Genomic DNA, 19,202 nt, shown 5'->3' with positions numbered 1-19,202 from the left:
TTTCGGTGCCGCTTTCTTCAATCTGTTCGCATCTTTGGCGTTATTGTGCTGTTTGCATCCCCGTTACCGGATTACTGCAGGTTTTTGCCGCAAAACTCATTTGCCCTTATCTTCAAGAAATACCGCCCTGCCCTTGTAGAAGTATTCCAGCCCGGACAAGATTGTGAAAAATACCGCAATGTACATGGCTGTGATTCCCGGGGAGAACGGTATATAGCCCGTAAACATATCACCCGGCAGCAGCAGCACGAGGGCAATCATCTGGAACGTTGTCTTTATCTTGCCCAATTGCCCGGCAGCACTTACATAGCCTTGTTCAATCTGGAGTAACCTCAATCCGGTCACCGCAAATTCACGGGCGATGATGACAACGGCGATCCAGGATGATATCACCTGCCATTCCACCAGCACGATCAGCCCTGTCGTGACGAGAAGCTTATCCGCCAGCGGATCAAGGAATTTTCCCATGTTTGTGATAAGGTTCCATTTCCTTGCGAGGTATCCGTCAAGAAAATCCGTCAGTGCGGCAACAACAAAGATGATTGCAGCCATGAACTGCTCAACCAGGATTTCTTCACCGCGCAGGAAGGAGATTTCCCCCCATCCGAAGTCGATCAGAGCGAATACGAGGAACACGGGGATCAGCACTACCCTGAACACTGTCAATTGATTTGGGATATTCATAAGCTTACTCCTTTACTATGTTGAATTGATAATAGACGGTGACCGCATCTCCGCTCTGGCTGTCATCAAGCGTTTCGCCATCGATCTCGACGTTGAAGCCAGGTGCATTCCCAAGCGTAAGGTACAGTATATTTGCCTCTTCGGATATTTCATATTCCCCTTCAGTCAGCTCTTCGTATGCGTAGGTATTGCCGGCATCATCGGTCAGGGTCACCCATGATGCGTTTTCACCTTCAAGTGAAATCGTCACGGGGCCATCCGCATTGATGTCGTAGAACAGTGTGTTGCCATCAGATCCTGTAAAGGAGTAATCCGCACCGGACGGCTCTTCGGCGGTCTCCTCTTCAGTATCCTCCTCAGTCTGAGCCGTTTCCCCGGTCTGTTCCTCATCGGCGGTCTCCTCTTCATTGATTTCCGTCTGCCCTACATCATAGACGGGTTTCTGGTCGAATATTTCAGCCTGTGACCCGATCTGCAGAAGAATCATCCATCCTACGAATAAAACAGCAATCATGATCATGAAGCTGATAAGCACCTTTTTCAAATACTGGTAATCTTCATTATCGTTCTGCTGCCTTTTTTTACTTTCCACAGCCTCATCAGCGAACTCATCTGCATGCTTCTCCATCAGAGCCTCTCCGTCAAGGCCGATCGCCACAGTATATTGCCTGATCAGGAAACGGGCATGCCTGGGGTCCGGGAGGTTGTTGAAATCGCCGGTCTCCAGCTGTTTTATGATGTCTTTCCTTATGCCGGATCTCTCCTGCATCTCCTTTAGCGTTATGCCGGATTTCTCACGTTTATCTTTCAAATATGTTCCGAGTTTCATGGTACCTCCTAAATTCCACCAAAGAAATCCATGTCCTCATTCTGGAACCAGTGTTTCTTCTTGTGTTTCTCGTATGTGATCTCCTGGTTCTCATCTTCACGAAGTTCGATGATATAGTCAAAATCTTCAAGGGTATAATGCATCCCCTCGATAAACAGGTCGGGATGCTCCACTACTTTGATGGCGGGATAACTCATGATTTCCCTGATCAGGTTCTTATGTCCCTCCGAAGTTGAATTTGTGGTCACAGCACCGTCGATGATGAAGACGTTTTTGTCATTATATTCCCCTTTCAGGAGACTGGATCTTTCCGTCTGCTTAATGAGAGTGGAAGACAGGAAAAGCCATTTCTTTTTTGCTGTGACACTGCCCGCGACGATGGATTCGGTCTTGCCGACACGGGGCATTCCCCTTATGCCTATCAGACGATGGCCCCGTTCCTGGAATATTTCAGCGAGGAAATCAACCAGTATGCCGATCTCCTCACGTGTGAACCTGAAAACCTTCTTATCCTCCTCGGCCCGCTTGATGAATCTTCCGTGACGGACTGCCAGTCTGTCGCGCACCCTGGGTTTTCTGATCTTCAGGATGTTGATATCATCGATGTATCCACTCATCAGCTGGAAGCGCCTGAGTTTATTGAGCTCATCCGTACGGACCAAAAGCCCCCTCCTTCTGTTTTCGACACCGTTTATCGTATTGATGCTGATGCCGAGGTTGCCGAGCAGCGACGAAACATCACCCAGCAGGCCCGGACGGTTGTTTATGATTTCGTACTCCATGTACTGTTCGATATTCCTCTCGGGATACATATCTTTTTTTTCTGCATTCATGTATACCAACCCCCATTGATATTCATAATTTCACCATTGACCGATGCCGCCTTCGGATCGAGCAGATAGCGGACCGCATGGGCGATTTCCACCGTGCTTACAAAACGGGACTGCGGCAGTTCTTCAAGGAGGAAAGCCCTGTCCTCTGCCGACAGCAGGCCAGTCATCCCCCCTTCGACTGCACCCGGGGCTATGCCGTTCACCGTAATGTCCGTAGCAGAGAGTTCCTTGGCAAGGGATTTCACAAGCGCCTCCTGCGCCCCTTTCATCGAAGCATATACGCTCTCAAAGCTTGCACCATTACGGCCCCAGACCGATGTGATGACAATGATGCGGCCGGAAGCGCTCTTCCTGAGTTTCGGAAGCAGGACCCTGACGAATGCCACGAGGGAACGGATGGCAAGATTGTACTGTGCATCCACTTCCTCCAGTGCGGTATCCTGTATGAGATTATAAAGGCTCTCACCCGGACACCATATAAGTCCGTCCACACTGCCGATGCCCGAGAATGCTTTTTCAAGCGCTTCTTCCGAAAAGGGCTTTGCCAGGTCGATATGATGATGTGTACTGCTGTAAAGTGGCTTCCTCGATTTGGAAAAAGAGATGATTTCATGGGATTCCAGCATTTCATGGACTGCACTTCCGATATCCCCCGTGCTGCCCGTGATGACATATCTAGCCATGCGGTTTCAATATACACTCTACCATTTTATCCGGGTCCATGACATCGATAAAGTGTTTTCTGGCATCATCCGGGGTGATGCTCTCTATGATTTCAGGCAGCCTGTACAGATCATAGCCGTCAAGGTGGTACTTGGTGAATTGATTTGCAATGTACTCAGGCGAGTTCAGACTGGACAGATAGTCACCGAGTACTTCCCGTTTCTGGTTGGAAAGTTTTTCTTCAGTGAAGAATTCCCCAGCGCTCACCTCACTGATGATCTCACTCACACGTTCTGCCAACTTCTCCGGTTCCTCTGTTGTGGAGGTCAGTAAAGTATGTGCAAATGATTTTTCTTCAATATGGCTGAAGCTGAAGGAATCATCTATCAGCCCGGCATCCATGAGTTCATAATAATAGGGTGACTGCTCCCCGAATACCATATCAAGTGCAAACATCATCGAAAGGTCGCGGAGAAGGCGGTCGGATGCATCCGCCAGATTCTGCCGCTTCTTGAAACCTATCATCACTTTCGTGTCCTGGACGTCCATCTCAAGTACTTTATGCTTCATTGCAATATCGGCAGGCTCGGCGGGCAGCAGCCGTTCAATGGATGGAATATGTGTGATGCCGCGGCTCTCCTGGTGATCCTCGATATGTGAAATCAATGCTTCCGCATCAAGATCCCCGACCAGGATCATCACCATGTTGGACGGGTGATAGAAAGTCGAATGGCATTTGAACAGGTGCTCTTTTGTAATCTCACTGATGGATTCGAGTGTTCCTGCAATGTCCGTTTTGACAGGGAGTTCATGATACATCTGATTGAGCGTTTCAAAATAGAGTCTGTATCCGGGATTATCCTGATACATCTTTATCTCTTCGTTGATGATGCCAACTTCACGCGCCACCGTTTCATCGGTGAAATACGGCTGCTCCACCATGTTCATGAGCAAATCCAGGTTTTTGATGAAATCTTCTGTCGTGCTGAACAGATAGGATGTACGGTCATATGAAGTGAATGCATTGGCATTCGCACCGTGCTTCGAAAACAGGTTGAATACATCGCCATCCTCTTTTTCGAACATTTTATGCTCAAGAAAATGTGCAATGCCGTCCGGAACCATGAATTCACTGCCGTCCACACGGAAAAAATCATCCATGGATCCGTATTTTGTTGTATAGGTCGCAAACTTTTTGCTGTAGCCGCGCTTTGGAATGATGAAAATCTCCAGCCCGTTACTGCATGTATGACTGTACACTTTTTCATCTATGCCATTATACTCCCGCGTCTGCATCTTCATCCCTCCTCGTCAGTACATATACAGTATCCAGTTGGATTCTGTTACTTATTTCTATGATCAGTTCACGATCCACGCGCTCGAGCTGCGCTTCCCACGACGGGGTATCCGGCTTTTTGAGAAGCTGGTTGTACTCGAGTGCAATCAGACCTTTCGGCTTATCCATTACTTCTTTTCTGTTCACACGCATCATACCTTTGATCTCATCCATGAAGGCATCTTCGAAATCACCTTTTCTGAAACGGTCGAGCTCTTCAAGTATACCTGCCTCGGCCTTTTCCACATTTTCAGCATCCACCCCGCCCATGACAAACATATAGCCGTTCCTCATATCTGTCTGGGAGCTGATCTGATATGCAAGGCTCTCTTTTTCCCGGATGTTGCGGAATAGATACGAGGAAGCTGTGCCGCCGAACATCTGGTTGAGCACATTGAACGCCATATGGGATTCCGGTGAACCCAGTTTTGCCCGGAAGCCCATGTTGAGCTTGGCCTGTTCGATTTTCTGAGTGTCGGATGCCCGTTTCACTTCCGTTACCGCCCTGTAGGCATACGGCTCGTGATCCACCTCTTTCGCCTGTTCCCTTTCATGGATGAGCGAAAGGTTATCAAGCATGGTGGATTCCTCCACACTGCCTGCGGTCATTATGACCAGGTCATCACCGGCCATCATTTCCGCATGCTCTTCTTTCAGGTCCTGGAGTGTAATGTCATCCACATCCTCCAATACACCATGGGAGAGGTACTTATAGTCTTCGTCCGCAAACATCGTATCGACCATCGCCTGGAAACTTGACTGTGCACGGTTGTCCTTCATACTCTTCAGCCTGTTTTTATACAGGCGCTTTTCACGCTCGAAAAACCCCCTGGTCTCTTCATCGTAATTGAAAGGTGCCCTGAGCATATCCTTCAGCACCCTGCACATTTCATGCGGTATGTCCAGATCCTCCCTTATGAATTTGTCGTTTACGAATTCCATGCTGAATGTGACTATATGATCCTGCCCCTTACGTCCGACATTCGTCGTCAGATGGGCACCGTAATAATGGGCAAGGTGATTCAAAAGTTCCGCTTCGGATTGATGACGCATGGTCCGCTTCACCATCATGCGTGAAAGCAGATTGCGCTTTGTCACCCTTGCCCGTTCCAGGCGGCTCCTGAAATGCAGCTGGATGGTGATCGTCTTGAACTTGTCGGTATTGATGATTACAGCAGGTATATGATTCACTTCATTTTTAGTGATGTTATACATGATATGCTCCTCACTCTTCATTCTCTATCAGCACGCTGCGGGGTTTGCTTCCGCTGCTCGGTCCGATGACACCGTTTGCCTCCAGGTCATCCACAAGACGCGCTGCACGGTTGTAGCCTATTCTGAACTGACGCTGCAGCAGTGATGCACTTGCCCGCTGTTCTTCTATGACAAACCATTTGGCATCCGGATAAAGTTCATCTTCTGATTCCACCGGTGCTTTCTCAACCGGTTTGTTCATGATCGATTTCTCGTAGTTGGCCTTCATCTGACCGGTGATATATTCGACGATATCCGTCACTTCATCATCAGAGAGGAACGCCCCCTGCACACGGAGCGGCTTGGATCTTCCAGAAGGCAGGAACAGCATGTCCCCGCGTCCGAGAAGTTTCTCTGCCCCCTGTGCATCGATGATTGTCCTGGAATCTGTTGAAGAACTGACACTGAAGGCTATCCTTGACGGGATGTTTGCTTTGATTATACCAGTAATTACGTCGACAGACGGTCTTTGGGTCGCGATGATCAGATGGATCCCTGCTGCCCGTGCCATCTGGGCAATCCGGGTGATCGATGCCTCCACATCTTTCGAAGCCACCATCATCAGGTCGGCAAGCTCATCGATGATCACTACGATATACGGGAGTTTCTGAACCTTCTCAGGATCTTCACTTTCCCTTTCCAGATACTGGTTATACGCTTCGATATTCCTTGTGCCCGAATGGGAGAACAGGTCATACCTGCGCTCCATTTCGCTTACGATCCGCTCCAGTGCATCGCTCGCTTTCTGCGGGTTCGTCACTACCGGTGACAGGAGGTGCGGAATGCCATTGTAGACATTGAGCTCCACCATTTTCGGGTCGATCATCATCAATTTGACTTCATGCGGCTTCGCCTTCATCAAAAGGCTGATGATGATGCCGTTAATACATACGGATTTACCGCTGCCGGTGGCACCGGCAACAAGCAGGTGGGGCATCTTGTTCAGTTCGGCGGTGATCGGACTGCCTGAAATATCTTTTCCCAGCGCAACTTCAAGCAGGTTTCCGGAATTCTTCCGCTTGAGCACCTCCCTCAGGGTCACCATGCTGATGACGGAATTCGGCACTTCGATGCCCACGGCGGATTTGCCAGGGATGGGCGCTTCGATACGTATATCCTTTGCAGCGAGACTCAGTGCAATATCGTTCTGCAGATTGATAATCTTGCTGACTTTCACACCGATGTCCGGCTGGATTTCGAACTGCGTTACCGCAGGACCGATCCTGATTTTTGACACTTTGGCATTTACACCGAAGTTCTTGAGAGTCTCCTCAAGTATCCTGCCCTGCTTAAGCACCTCTTTGTTGCTTACCTTCTCGGTCGATTCAGCATCCCTGAGCATCGTGAGGCCCGGCAGTTCATACTGTTTCAGTGCATTCAGTTCGCCTTCATCGAAAGTTTCGATTTCGCCTTCTCCATCAGGCGCCATACCGGCTTCATCAGGCATAGAAGCAGGATCCTCAGATTCATATTCGATCTTTTGCGGTTCGCTGCTTTCAGTATCAATCTTGGATGAAGTGAGTGTGTCCTTCTCCGTCTCTCTCTTCTCCGGCGGAGCATCCGGCCTTACTTCCGGCTCAAATGCATTCATATCCTCGATAAGAGACTCATCCGGCTCGAAATCATCGATGTTTTTAGGCAACTGGCCGTCCTTTTGCGAGTCTGCCTTCTCATTTTTGCGATTTCCCCCTGTCTTCACGGCCGTCTCATGACCGGCTGCAGCTTTCTGCTCCTTCCTTCCTTCGAACAGCAGGCCGAAAAGTTGTTTTAAACCGTGGCCCGCCTTTACAGTTCCCTGGGCGATGAGAAGGCTGATCTGCCTGAGACCCTTCCCAAAGTTTGCAAGGTCTTTTGCAAGCGCCTGTTCAATATCCTTTGAAGTGATGATCAGATAGCTGAAATAGATGAATATCAGGCCAAGGATGAATGTGCCGATCAATGAGACACTGGTTGAAGAAAACTGGAACAGCAGCTGGCCGATGATGCCGCCGCCGAAGAAATGCATGATTCCGTCAGCCTGGATTGTTTCAATCGTTTCACCTAGAGTGAAATAGTTCTCTATCCGCTCACGGTTCATGAGATAGAGCAGCGAATGGAATAAAAACAGCAGGCCGAACTGCAGCAGAAGATACCCGCCCATCCTTCTCGTGAACGGGATTTTCTGCTCCGCAGCAAGATATATTCCTGCCAGAAACAGTATCAGGTATGTAAAATACCTGCTTGTACCGAAGAGGTAGGCAAAGAGCGCATCTATGTATGCACCCACGACACCCAGTTGGAAAATGGTTATGAACAGGATGACGATGAGAATGAAAGCGGAAATGGAATAGTAGCTCCTATTATTTCGTTTCCTTTTCGTTTTCGTCGTCTTTTTTCGCTTTCGTGCCATGCTATGCTCCTCTCAGATTTATAATGAGACTGCCGGGATTGACAGTCTCATGATTTTATATTTCAGATATGATTGGAATGATCATCGGGCGGCGTTTCGTATTTTCATACAGATACTTGCCGAGGTCGTCGCGGATGCTCTGTTTGAGCGTACTCCACTCCAGTTTCTTTTCATCCAATGAATCGAGCACGATATTGTATACACGTTCCTCTGCATCTTTCAGGAGATCCTCGCTTTCTTTCACGTAGACGAAACCTCTTGATTGGATCTCCGGCCCCGCCATAATCCTCCGTTCTTTTGGATCGATTGTGATGACGGCGATGAAGATACCATCCTCACTGAGCAACCTTCTGTCACGGAGGACAATATTGCCGACATCGCCCACGCCGCTTCCATCAATCAGTACATTGCCCGCGGCCACTTTTTCAGCACTGATCATCTGCTTGCCGTCGTAGGAGGCAACGTCCCCTTTTTCAAGCAGGAAGATGTTTTCCGGCAGCACACCGGATTCCGCCGCCAATCTGGCATGGGCAATCTGCATTTTGAATTCACCCTGTACCGGGATGAAATAAGTGGGATTCATGACATTGAGCATCATTTTCAACTCTTCACTAAGACCGTGGCCGGATGCATGTATGTTCTGTTCAGGCGTGACAAGCGAAGCGCCGGCTTTCACCAATTCATTCATCGTGCTGTACAGCACGACTTCCATATTGGAAGAAGGTGTCGTCAGGATATAGACGATATCTCCCTCTTTTATATTCGTCACTTCATGTTGGCCGCGCGACATGATACCAAGGGCCTCTATCGGTTCACCCTGTGACCCTGTGGCAACGATGACCACCTCATTGTCCGGGTAGTTTTCTATTTCATGGCTGGGCACGAGCAGTCCTTCCGGAATATCGAAGAAGCCCATGTTCCGTGCAACCTTGAAGGAATTCTCAAGGGTCCTGCCGAGGAAAGATACTTTCCTGTTCGTCTTGGCGGCATTCGTCAGAACCTGCTGGATGCGTACAAAATTGGATGCGTAGCATGAAACGATGACGCGGCCCTGCGCTTTGGCGAATCCGTCCAGGATATGCTCTTCAATAACATTTTCCGGTGTGTTGTAGCCGCGCTTTTCCGCTTCGGTCGAGTCGCTTATCAATGCAAGAATATCTTTTTGTGCAATGTCATACATCTTTGCCATGTTATAGCCGTAATCACCCTTCAGGCTCTGGTCGAACTTGAATTCCCCCGTGTAGACGATGGAACCGTATTTCGTTTCGACACTGACGCCATATGAATCAGGAATACTGTGGCTTGTTTCAAAAAAGACCATTTCGGCATTCTTGAATTTCATACGGGATTTGCTGTTGATTGTATAAAACTTGAACTTCTTGTTTACACCCTTTGCCCTGAGCCTGTCTTTGACAAGTGCGAGGGTAAGCTTGGAACCATATATCGGGGCGTTCAGCTCTTCGATGATGTAAGGTATTGCTCCGATTGAATCCTCGTGCCCGTGGGAAAGGAATATACCCTTCAGCCTGTGTTTGTTTTCACGGACGTAGGAAATGTCCGGTATGACTATATCGACCCCGAGCATCTCGTCCTCGGGGAACATCAGCCCCGCATCGAGTATAAACATTTCCTCGTCCACTTCTACAATGTACATGTTTTTGGCGATTTCGCCGACACCGCCGAGGGGGATTATCTGTATATTCGCCTTTTCTTTTTTTGATGCATTCAAAATATTTCCTCCTAAATCCTACTTGAAAGTGGCATGATAATGTTCACCATCAATCGTAAGGTGGGACACGTATACATTTTTCGTATCGTATCTTGTTTCCTCGCTGTTTTTTAAAACGAGAGAATCCGCTTTTTCTTTTTTATTTGCCATTTCCTTCAGAGTATTGCTGAACATCAGGTCATCAAAAATGATTTTCACTTCGTTATCCTCTTTGATTCTCAGCTGTCCGGTAATGTCATATTCGGTGCCATTGAGCTCTATTCTATCGAAAATCACATTAATTACTCTCCTTTTTGTCTTCAAGTAATTCCTTCCTTGATGCATTCACTCTTCCCTGGTTATCAATATTCGTCACTTTCACGAGGAATTTATCCCCGATTTTCACCACATCTTCAACTTTTGCAACACGTTTATTATCAAGCTGTGAAATATGGACCAGTGCATCTTTGCCCGGGAACAGATTGACGAATGCTCCGAATTTTTCAATGCGTCTGACTTCACCCATATAGACCTGTCCGACTTCGGCGACGCGTGTGAGATCCTCGATGATTTTCTTAGCCCGGTCGATCATTGCAGAATCACTGTGCCCGATATAGACTGTGCCGTCCTGTTCAATGTCGAGTTTCGCGCCGGTTTCATCAATGATTTCATTGATTTTTTTACCACCTGGGCCAATGACATCCCTGATCTTGTCAGGATTGATATGCATAACTTCCACCTTGGGTGCATATTTGCTCAGTTCGGTCCGCGGTCCGCTGATTGTAGCCAGCATATTTTCAAGGATTCTGCCCCTGCCTTCACGCGCCTGTGCAAGCGCTTCTCTCAGGATACCTTCGCTCAGCCCTTCGATCTTAATATCCATCTGAATGGCAGTGATACCCTTCTCTGTCCCGGCAACTTTGAAGTCCATGTCACCCAATGCATCTTCCATGCCCTGGATGTCCGATAGAATCGTATATTTGTCATCATTCATGACAAGCCCCATTGCAATACCGGCAACCGGTGCCTTGATCGGCACACCGGCGTCCATGAGGGCAAGTGTGGAGCCGCATATGGACGCCTGTGAACTGGAGCCATTTGATTCGAGTACTTCGGATACGACACGTATTGTATACGGAAACACCGTTTCATCAGGGATGACCTGCAGAAGTGCACGTTCACCAAGGGCACCGTGACCGATTTCACGTCTGCCCGGCCCCCGGATCGGCCCTGTCTCCCCGACTGAGAAATTCGGGAAGTTATAGTGGTGCATATAGCGTTTGTTTTCCTCCACACCGAGACCGTCGATGATCTGATGTTCCCCGAGTGCACCGAGGGTGGCGATTGACAATGCCTGGGTCTGACCGCGTGTGAACAGACCTGAACCGTGCGTCCTCGGCAGTATCCCGACCTGTGAATTGAGCGGTCTGATCTCTGAAGGCTCCCGGCCGTCCGGGCGGATTTTCTCGTCAGTGATCAGCCTGCGCACTTCATTCTTCAGAAGCTTTTCAATGATTTCGGACGCCTCGGCATATGTCTCTTCATAGTCTTCCGCTTCTTCATCCAGTGTGCGGAGTATGCTGTCCTTGGCTTCGTTTATCGCTTCTTCACGTGTTTGTTTATCGGCATCCTGAATTGCACTGTAAAGGCCCATGGATTCCGCCTTCTCTTCCATGTCCACAGTGAGTGCGGCATTTTGTTCCGGCAGTTCGAAGCTCTTTTTGACGATGTCGAGCTGGGAAAGTATCTCCTCCTGGAAGCCGACCATCTCCCTGATGCTCGCGTGGCCGAACATGATTGCTTCGAGCATGATGTCCTCACTGACTTCTTTGGCATCCGCTTCAACCATGTTCACGGCATCTTTCGTGCCCGCCACCTGCAGGTCGATCTCGGATTTCTCCATCTCTTCAGTTGAAGGATTGATGATGAATTCACCATCAACCAGTCCGACGGTAACACCTGCAATCGGGCCGTCGAACGGTATGTCGCTCACACCGAGTGCCATGGAAGCACCAAGCATTGCCGCCATCTGCGGGGATGCATCGGGATCGACGGATAATACAATATTCATGACCTGTATATCATGTCTGTAGCCATCCGGGAATAGAGGTCTGATCGGGCGGTCGATGAGGCGGCTCGTCAGTGTCGCCTCTTCGCTCGGCCGCCCCTCACGCTTATTGAAGCCGCCCGGTATTTTACCGGCAGCATACAATTTCTCTTCATATGCCACAGTCAATGGAAAGAAGGGCAGATCCCTCGGCTCTTTCGAGGATGTCGCGGTACTGAGTACCACTGTTTCCCCATAGCGTACCAATACGGCGCCGTTGGCCTGTTTGGCAACTTCACCGTATTCCACTGTGAGCTTATGTCTGCCCCACTGTGTTTCGTATACCTTTTTTGTTGATTCTATCATAATTTGTCTACTCTCCTTAGTATGGCTGCTTATTTCAATCATATCACTTTTGCAAAAAAATATACATAAAAAAAAGGCATACCCGAGGGATATGCCCGACGTGAATCAGCGGCGCAGACCAAGTCTTCCGATAAGTTCACGGTATCTTTGAATATCTTTTTCACGAAGATAGTTGAGCAGGTGTTTCCTGCGTCCTACCATTTTAAGAAGACCGCGTCTTGAGTGGTGGTCTTTCTTGTGAGTGCCAAGGTGTTCGTTCAGTGCAGTGATTTCTGCTGTCAGGACAGCGATCTGCACTTCAGGTGACCCTGTGTCGGATTCGTGTGTACGGTATTCCTGGATAAGTTCGTTTTTGCGTTCTTGTGAAATTGCCATTAAGAAACGCCTCCTTTAATTGTTGTTCACCTGTATCCGAGTGGATGTCGGAGACTCTGTCCACCAAGATAAGGCACTTGATTCATTATACGGCACAAGTCAGAGATTTTCAAGCAGTTCCACCGCTTTTTCCTTATCTTTTCCGATTTGCGCGGTCAGCTCCCCGATTCCTGAGAATTTCCGCTCTTCCCGGATGAAATTGTGCCAGTACACCGTCACATTTTCTCCGTATATACTCCGGTTGAAATCAAACAGATGCACCTCGATCGATACGCGCGACATATTGTCGTGGAAGGTGGGTTTGACGCCGACATTGCAGACACCTTTATAGATTTCGTCCTCATTGTTGAGTTTCAGTGTCACAGCATAGACGCCCTTTGCCGGCAGATGGTACCTGTATTCCGGTTCCACGTTTGCTGTCGGAAACCCTATCGTACGTCCGCGTTTTTCCCCCTGCACCACGACCCCCTGCACTTCAAACGGTCTGCCCAGGGCATCATTCACCTCTTCGAGCCTGCAGTTTGCCAGGTCCTCCCTCAGCTTCGTCGTGGAAATCTTTTCATCACCTGTCGTCAGTTTGGCAACAGCAGTCGTACCGAAATCATCATAAGCCCTGAGTGCATCGATATCACCTTTACCATAGCGGCCATATGAGAAGTCGAATCCGGCAATCACTTCCTTCACCTTATTGTCGATCAAGTACTCCTGAACGAAATAATCAGGCTCCAGTGACGCAAAGGCACTTGAAAAATTGATGATGAAACAGTAGTCGATGCCCATTCCCTCGAGCATTTCCAGTTTGATATCAAGGGGGGTGAGATACGTCGTGCGCTGCTTTTTGGGACTGAGCACCACTGATGGATGCGGATCAAATGTCATTACCGCTTTTTTAAGCCCCTTTTCATCAGCAATCTCGATCATTTCATTTATAACGTCCTGATGTCCTCTGTGAAGACCGTCAAAAAAGCCGATCGCAGCAGCTGAATCCTGCAGTTCTTCCTGCAGGTTGTCTAATGGATAATACAGTCGGATAGTTTTCATTTCATCGCCTCTTGGATATTGAACATTTGGTATGGTTTCATTTCGCCGGGTTTGTCCGGGTGCGGATAATACACACCGAGTGGACGCCCCCCGTGCGTAAAGACGACGTATTCTGCCTCGTCATCTTCAACACTGTCCATGATATCAGATTTGGGCATTTTCTGCCCATTTTGGATTCTGAATAAAAATTCCGCATCCATTATATCCACCAAAGGTGCATCTTTCAGTATTTCAAGCAGCGGCACTACAGCTTTCCTGTGATCCATATCCTGAAGATCCTCAAGCGTGATCGCCCTGTCGATGCTAATGCCGCAGGAAGAGGTGCGTACGAGCTTCGACATATGTGCATGTACGTCCAGCCCTCTTCCGATATCAACCGCAAGCGTCCTCATGTATGTCCCCTTTGAACAGGAAGCCTCCACGTCGAAATGGATGAGGCCGTCTCTCCTGGTTATTTCAGAGACCCTCTCCAGACTGTATATCTTCACAGTCCTTCTCGGACGTTCCACCGTCTCTCCTTCCCTTGCATATTCATACAGTTTCCTGCCGTTCACCTTGACAGATGAGTACATCGGGACCTGCTGCTCGTAGTCCGACGGAAAAGAAGTGACTACACTGTCGATATCATCATCTGTCAGCTCTGACACATCACTCGTGCCCGTCACCGTTCCGGTCTGGTCCTCTGTATCCGTGGAAAGTCCAAGTGTCACACGGGCAATATAGCTTTTTTCCTTTGCCTGCATATATTCTGTCAGTTTGGTACCCTCACCGATACAGATCGGCAACACACCGGTCACTTCCGGATCCAGCGTACCGGTATGACCCACTTTTTTTATGCCGAGTATCTTCCGCATCTTAAAGACCACGTCATGGCTTGTCATGCCGCGCGGCTTATCAATCGGGATTACACCATGAAGCATCCCGCCACCTCCATATGTAAAAATAAAAGCCCGGGGGATGACCCCCGCAGGCTTATTGATCTTTGATCTCATTCAGCAATGATTCAATCTTATTGCCGTATTCGATGGAATTATCATATTTGAAAGCAAGTTCCGGTGCCTTCCTGATCCTTATCTCCCTGGCAACTTCAGAACGGATGAGCCCTTTTGATTTCTCCAGGGCAGCAGCCACTTCGTCTTTATTGTCATTTAGGGACGTATAATAGATTGTCGCAGTCTCCATCTCTTTGGTCAGCTCCACATCAGTGACGGTCACCATGCCGATGTCCGGGTTATCAACCTTTGTCCTGAGCGCCTCACTCACCACTTTCTTGATTTCTTCAGCGACTCGTTCCTGCCTGTTACTCATAGATTATCACCTTTCAATCTCGACCATGATATAAGGCTCGATCTGGTCTCCCTCTTTAAGGTCGTTGAACTTCTTGATGGTTATGCCGCACTCATAGCCTGCTGCGACTTCCTTCGCATCATCCTTAAAGCGTTTCAGGGTATCCAGTTCACCTTCATAGATGACTATACCCTCCCTGATGACTCTTACACTTGAATCACGTGTGATTTTGCCATCTGTCACATAGGCGCCGGCAATGGTGCCCACTTTGGATACTTTGAATGTCTGACGCACTTCGACATTGCCGATCACTTTCTCTTCATATTCAGGATCCAGCATGCCTTTCATCGCGGATTCGATTTCCTCGATCACCTTGTAGATGATGCTGTGGAGCCTGAGATCAACTTTTTCACGGTCAGCCGCTTTTTTGGCGTTGACGTCCGGACGGACGTTGAAGCCGATGATGATTGCGCTCGATGCAGAAGCAAGCGTAACGTCAGATTCGTTGATGGCACCGACGCCGGTATGGATGATACGTACATTGATACCTTCCACATCAATTTTCATCAGGGATGCGCTGAGCGCCTCCACTGAGCCCTGGACGTCACCTTTGATGATCAGGTTGAGATCTTTCATCTCACCTTCCTTCATCTGCTCAAACAGATTATCGATGCTCACTTTCTGCGTCTGCTCCCGGTCTTTCACCACCTGCTGCTCGGAGCGCGCCTCACCGATGCTGCGCGCTTTCTTGTCGTCCGTGAATACGACGAACCGGTCGCCAGCGAGTGGCACATCATTGAGGCCGGTGATTTCAACAGGCGTCGACGGCCCTGCCGCCTGGATCCTGCTGCCGGTATCACTTACCATGGCACGAACCTTGCCAAATGTATTTCCGACTACGATGGAATCGCCGACACGGAGTGTTCCGTGCTGTACCAGAAGCGATGCAGCCGGTCCGCGCGATTTATCAAGTTCCGCTTCAATCACTGTACCGATTGCGGGCATGTCGCTTTTCGTCTTGAGTTCTTCGACTTCGCCGACAAGTGTAATCATCTCAAGCAGATCCTCAATACCGTCGCCGCTCAACGCAGAAAGATGTACGAAGATGGTGTCACCGCCCCAGTCCTCGGGGTAAAGGCCGTGTTCCCCCAGTTCAGTCATGACGCGGTCAGGGTTTGCAGTCGGTTTATCCACTTTGTTGACCGCTACGATGATTGGTACTTCCGCCGCTTTGGCATGGTTGATGGCTTCGATGGTCTGAGGCATTACCCCATCATCCGCTGCCACAACGAGAATCGTAATATCAGTGACCTGTGCACCTCTGGAGCGCATCGTAGTGAATGCCGCGTGTCCCGGTGTATCGAGGAAAGTGATCTTTTTGCCTTTGTTTTCAATCTGGTACGCACCGATGTGCTGCGTGATGCCTCCGGCTTCGCCCGCTGTCACTTTAGTGTGGCGGATGGAGTCAAGCAATGTTGTTTTACCGTGGTCGACGTGGCCCATGATTGTTACGACACTCGGTCTCTCTTCATCCAGGTCATCACCGAGCTCGAAATAATTTTCAAGGTCGGTATTGTCGACAACAACTTCAAGTTCCGCTGTGAAGCCGTGATCTGATGCGATCAGTTCCACTGAATCGTTGTCAAGCGACTGGTTGATGTTTGTCATGACGCCTACCATGAACAGGTCTTTCACGATCTTGGAAGCATCTACACCGATTTTTTCAGCAAGTTCTCCAACAGTGATGCCTTCCTGGTATTTGAATTCCCTGGGCAGCTCCACTTCTTTTTTAGGCGCGGGCTTTTGGTTCTGATTCCTTTTCAACCCTTTTTGTCCTGGTTTATGTCGTCTGTTTTTCTGGTTCCTTTTGTTCTGGGGTCCTCTGTTCTGGCCCTGGCCTTTGTTCTGGGGGCCTTTACTGCTTGAACTTCTGTTCTGACCCTGGTTCTGATTATTGCCGGAGGTGTTTGAGGACTTCTGCCCCTGGGATTTATTCTGAGCCGGCTTTTTCTCTTTTCCCGCGTCAGGTTTGGCTGGATTTTTCTTGAATTTCTTATTCAGAACGGTAATTTCCTCATCTTCCAATGATTTCATATGGCTGTTCACTTCGATTCCTTTGTTCTGGAGGAATTCCATGACCTCTTTGGAGGAAACTCCGTTTTCTTTTGCATATTCGTGAATTCTGATCTTACTCATTGAATCACTTTCCTTTCTCCTGGAGCTCCAGCATCTTTTTACTGAAGCCTGGGTCCGTGATTGACAGCACCACCCTGTTGGATGCACCTGTCGCCTGACTGAGCTCCTCGTTGGCATACTCATCAATCAGCGGTATATCATAGTAGCTGCATTTATCTTTAATTTTCTTGGCTGTGCTGGCGCCTGCATCCGATGCCAGGAAGACAAGCTTTGCTGAGCGGTCCCTGACCGATTCCATCGTCTTTTCCTCTCCGGTCGTCAGCCTGCCTGCACGTTTTGCAAGCCCGAGCAGGTTGAGTATCTTATCCATCATCTCTTGGGGATGTCCTCTCTGTAGATCAGACGGATGATTTCATCATACACCGGGTCGAGTTTTTCAGTGGCGAAGCCGAGCCGGGATTCAAGCACCTTGCCCTCGCGGGCATTTTTCACTTTTTCAAGGTCTTTTACAACATAGCTGCCCCGTCCGTTCTTTTTGCCGGTAGCATCCGCAAACACTTCATTTTCTTTGTTGACCACGATTCTGAGCAGGTCTTTTTTGGGATGCATTTCCTGGGTCAGTATGCATTTTCTGAGTGGCACTCTCTTTTTCATAAGTCATTCACCCCAAACTTTATTCTTCACTGCCTTCTTCTGCAGCATCAGATTCAGCCGCAGCGTCAGATTCACTTTTGATATCGATCTTCCAGCCGGTAAGCTTCGCGGCAAGGCGTGCATTCTGACCTTTCTTGCCAATGGCGAGCGACAGCTGGTTGTCCGGGACGATCACCATCGTCGACTGGTTTTCCTCATCAACGATGACATCCACAACCTGGGAGGGGCTCAGGGCATTTTTGACAAACACTTTGGGATCCTCATCCCAGAGTACGATGTCGATTTTCTCTCCGGCAAGTTCATTGACAATCGCTTCGACGCGTGTTCCTTTCGCACCCACGCATGAGCCGACAGCATCCACATCCGGATTGCCGGCATGGACACTGATTTTGGAGCGTTCGCCCGCTTCACGCGCCACACTCATGATTTCCACTGTGCCGTCATAAATTTCAGGCACTTCTTTTTCAAACAGACGCTTCAGAAGGTTGGGATGTGTCCTTGAGACGAAGATCTGCGGCCCTTTTGTCGTCTGTTCGACCTTGTTGACATATACTTTGATGCGTTCATTCGGTGTATAGGTCTCATTCGGCATCCTTTCGGATTCACTGAGCACAGCATCCGTGCGGCCGAGCTGGATATGGACAAAGCGATTATCGACACGGTCAATCAGACCAGTCATCACTTCATCTTCCCTATCGATGAATTCATTGTACAATATGCCGCGTTCAGCATCACGAAGACGCTGCATTACTGCCTGCTTTGCAGCCTGGGCACCGACACGGTTGAAGTCCTTCGGCGTCACATCCTCATCGTATGGATCTCCGATTTCATAGGCCGGGTTGACTGTGCGGGCAGTCGCAAGATCGATTTCGGCAGTTGGATCCTCAACTTCCTCCACGACATCCTTCCTCGAAATCACACGGTATGATCCATTTTCAATGTTCAGGTCAACCTTTACATTCTTATGCTGTGTATAATTTTTCTTATAAGCCGTCATGAGTGCCGCTTCAATCGTTTCAATCAGCACTTCCCTCGGAATGCTCTTTTCCTTTTCAAGGTATTCGATTGCATTCAATAATTCCTGGTTCACTGTCCAGCGCCTCCAATCATATTAAGACCGCCTTTCTAATAGTGGCTATCTTTCCTCTTTCAATGGTAATTGTTTTAGTGCGTGTCTTGACCCTGTACTCCACAGTCACAGATTTCTCATCGTAGGATTTCAGGACGCCTGTCCATTCCTTCTCCCCGGCAATCTGCTGGTAGGTTTTGACATAGATTCCGTGATCAAGGGTCATCTCAAGATCTTCATCGTCCTTGATGGGACGTTCGGCTCCCGGCGAAGAAACATCCAGGAAATATCCTCCTTTGATGAGATCCCATTCATCAAGCTTTTCGCCTAGGACTTCACTTGCCTGAGCGCAGTCTTCCAGTGAGATACCGCCCTTCTTGTCCAGGTAGAGCCTGAGGAAGAAATCAGGACCTTCCTTGACATACTCCACTTCTATAAGCTTGTACCCCAACGTTTCGACAACCGGCTGTGCTTTGTCCATAACGTTTTGCTCAGTGCGATTCATTGTCCGTTCGCCTCCTTCAAAACTAA

19 protein-coding genes are annotated in these 19,202 nt (G+C 48.8%); all 19 read right to left on the bottom strand.

Translation table 11 applies throughout. From position 1 onward, the window contains the following. Window positions 1-96: 96 nt before the first annotated feature. Window positions 97-684, bottom strand: a complete 588-nt coding sequence (gene pgsA, locus C792_RS0106055) for a CDP-diacylglycerol--glycerol-3-phosphate 3-phosphatidyltransferase (RefSeq protein WP_017548562.1) — start codon at window positions 682-684, stop codon at window positions 97-99. A gap of 4 nt (window positions 685-688) precedes the next feature. Continuing rightward, window positions 689-1,513, bottom strand: a complete 825-nt coding sequence (locus C792_RS0106050) for a helix-turn-helix domain-containing protein (RefSeq protein WP_017548561.1) — start codon at window positions 1,511-1,513, stop codon at window positions 689-691. An 8-nt stretch (window positions 1,514-1,521) separates the two neighbouring features. Continuing rightward, window positions 1,522-2,346 (bottom strand): DUF3388 domain-containing protein, encoded by an 825-nt coding sequence (locus C792_RS0106045; RefSeq protein WP_017548560.1) that lies wholly within the window; start codon window positions 2,344-2,346, stop codon window positions 1,522-1,524. Next, the gene (locus tag C792_RS0106040) at window positions 2,343-3,029 is read right to left on the bottom strand and encodes an SDR family NAD(P)-dependent oxidoreductase (RefSeq protein ID WP_017548559.1); all 687 of its coding nucleotides are present in this window, start codon (window positions 3,027-3,029) and stop codon (window positions 2,343-2,345) included. The genes C792_RS0106045 and C792_RS0106040 overlap by 4 nt, the downstream gene beginning before the upstream one ends. Continuing rightward, window positions 3,022-4,311 carry an EF-P 5-aminopentanol modification-associated protein YfmH gene (gene yfmH / locus C792_RS0106035; RefSeq protein WP_245537520.1) on the bottom strand — a complete coding sequence of 430 codons (1,290 nt, stop codon included), beginning with the start codon at window positions 4,309-4,311 and terminating at the stop codon, window positions 3,022-3,024. The genes C792_RS0106040 and yfmH overlap by 8 nt, the downstream gene beginning before the upstream one ends. Further along, window positions 4,286-5,560: an EF-P 5-aminopentanol modification-associated protein YfmF gene (gene yfmF, locus C792_RS0106030; protein WP_017548557.1), complete on the bottom strand. Its 1,275-nt coding sequence runs from the start codon at window positions 5,558-5,560 to the stop codon at window positions 4,286-4,288. The genes yfmH and yfmF overlap by 26 nt, the downstream gene beginning before the upstream one ends. A 10-nt stretch (window positions 5,561-5,570) precedes the next feature. Next, complete coding sequence (locus C792_RS0106025) at window positions 5,571-7,988, bottom strand: FtsK/SpoIIIE family DNA translocase (protein WP_017548556.1); 2,418 nt, start codon at window positions 7,986-7,988, stop codon at window positions 5,571-5,573. 55 nt (window positions 7,989-8,043) lie between these two features. Next, window positions 8,044-9,717, bottom strand: coding sequence for a ribonuclease J (locus C792_RS0106020; RefSeq protein ID WP_017548555.1), 1,674 nt, complete (start codon window positions 9,715-9,717; stop codon window positions 8,044-8,046). 18 nt (window positions 9,718-9,735) lie between these two features. After that, a complete protein-coding gene (locus C792_RS0106015) occupies window positions 9,736-9,993 on the bottom strand; it encodes a hypothetical protein (protein WP_017548554.1) in 258 nt (85 codons plus the stop codon). Window position 9,994: 1 nt separating this feature from the next. Further along, window positions 9,995-12,106, bottom strand: coding sequence for a polyribonucleotide nucleotidyltransferase (pnp, locus tag C792_RS0106010; RefSeq protein WP_156811656.1), 2,112 nt, complete (start codon window positions 12,104-12,106; stop codon window positions 9,995-9,997). A gap of 108 nt (window positions 12,107-12,214) precedes the next feature. Further along, a complete protein-coding gene (rpsO, locus tag C792_RS0106005; protein ID WP_017548552.1) occupies window positions 12,215-12,484 on the bottom strand; it encodes a 30S ribosomal protein S15 in 270 nt (89 codons plus the stop codon). A 99-nt stretch (window positions 12,485-12,583) separates the two neighbouring features. Further along, window positions 12,584-13,525: a bifunctional riboflavin kinase/FAD synthetase gene (locus C792_RS0106000; protein ID WP_017548551.1), complete on the bottom strand. Its 942-nt coding sequence runs from the start codon at window positions 13,523-13,525 to the stop codon at window positions 12,584-12,586. Continuing rightward, window positions 13,522-14,445 (bottom strand): tRNA pseudouridine(55) synthase TruB, encoded by a 924-nt coding sequence (gene truB, locus C792_RS0105995; protein WP_017548550.1) that lies wholly within the window; start codon window positions 14,443-14,445, stop codon window positions 13,522-13,524. Before truB ends, C792_RS0106000 begins: the two co-directional genes overlap by 4 nt. Window positions 14,446-14,497: 52 nt before the next feature. After that, complete coding sequence (gene rbfA, locus C792_RS0105990) at window positions 14,498-14,833, bottom strand: 30S ribosome-binding factor RbfA (protein ID WP_017548549.1); 336 nt, start codon at window positions 14,831-14,833, stop codon at window positions 14,498-14,500. 6 nt (window positions 14,834-14,839) lie between these two features. Continuing rightward, window positions 14,840-17,008, bottom strand: coding sequence for a translation initiation factor IF-2 (gene infB / locus C792_RS0105985; RefSeq protein ID WP_017548548.1), 2,169 nt, complete (start codon window positions 17,006-17,008; stop codon window positions 14,840-14,842). Window positions 17,009-17,012: 4 nt separating this feature from the next. Then, window positions 17,013-17,321, bottom strand: a complete 309-nt coding sequence (locus C792_RS0105980; protein WP_017548547.1) for a L7Ae/L30e/S12e/Gadd45 family ribosomal protein — start codon at window positions 17,319-17,321, stop codon at window positions 17,013-17,015. Next, the gene (gene rnpM / locus C792_RS0105975; protein ID WP_017548546.1) at window positions 17,318-17,602 is read right to left on the bottom strand and encodes an RNase P modulator RnpM; all 285 of its coding nucleotides are present in this window, start codon (window positions 17,600-17,602) and stop codon (window positions 17,318-17,320) included. Before rnpM ends, C792_RS0105980 begins: the two co-directional genes overlap by 4 nt. Window positions 17,603-17,621: 19 nt before the next feature. Beyond that, window positions 17,622-18,692 (bottom strand): transcription termination factor NusA, encoded by a 1,071-nt coding sequence (gene nusA / locus C792_RS0105970; RefSeq protein ID WP_017548545.1) that lies wholly within the window; start codon window positions 18,690-18,692, stop codon window positions 17,622-17,624. 16 nt (window positions 18,693-18,708) lie between these two features. Further along, on the bottom strand, window positions 18,709-19,176 hold the full coding sequence (rimP, locus tag C792_RS0105965; protein WP_026090253.1) for a ribosome maturation factor RimP: 468 nt from the start codon (window positions 19,174-19,176) through the stop codon (window positions 18,709-18,711). Window positions 19,177-19,202: the final 26 nt, after the last annotated feature.

This window comes from Salinicoccus carnicancri Crm (genome assembly GCF_000330705.1).
Taxonomy (GTDB): Bacteria; Bacillota; Bacilli; order Staphylococcales; family Salinicoccaceae; genus Salinicoccus; species Salinicoccus carnicancri.
The sequence above is the reverse complement of the archived record's forward strand: the minus strand, read 5'-3'. Positions and strand labels throughout refer to the sequence as shown.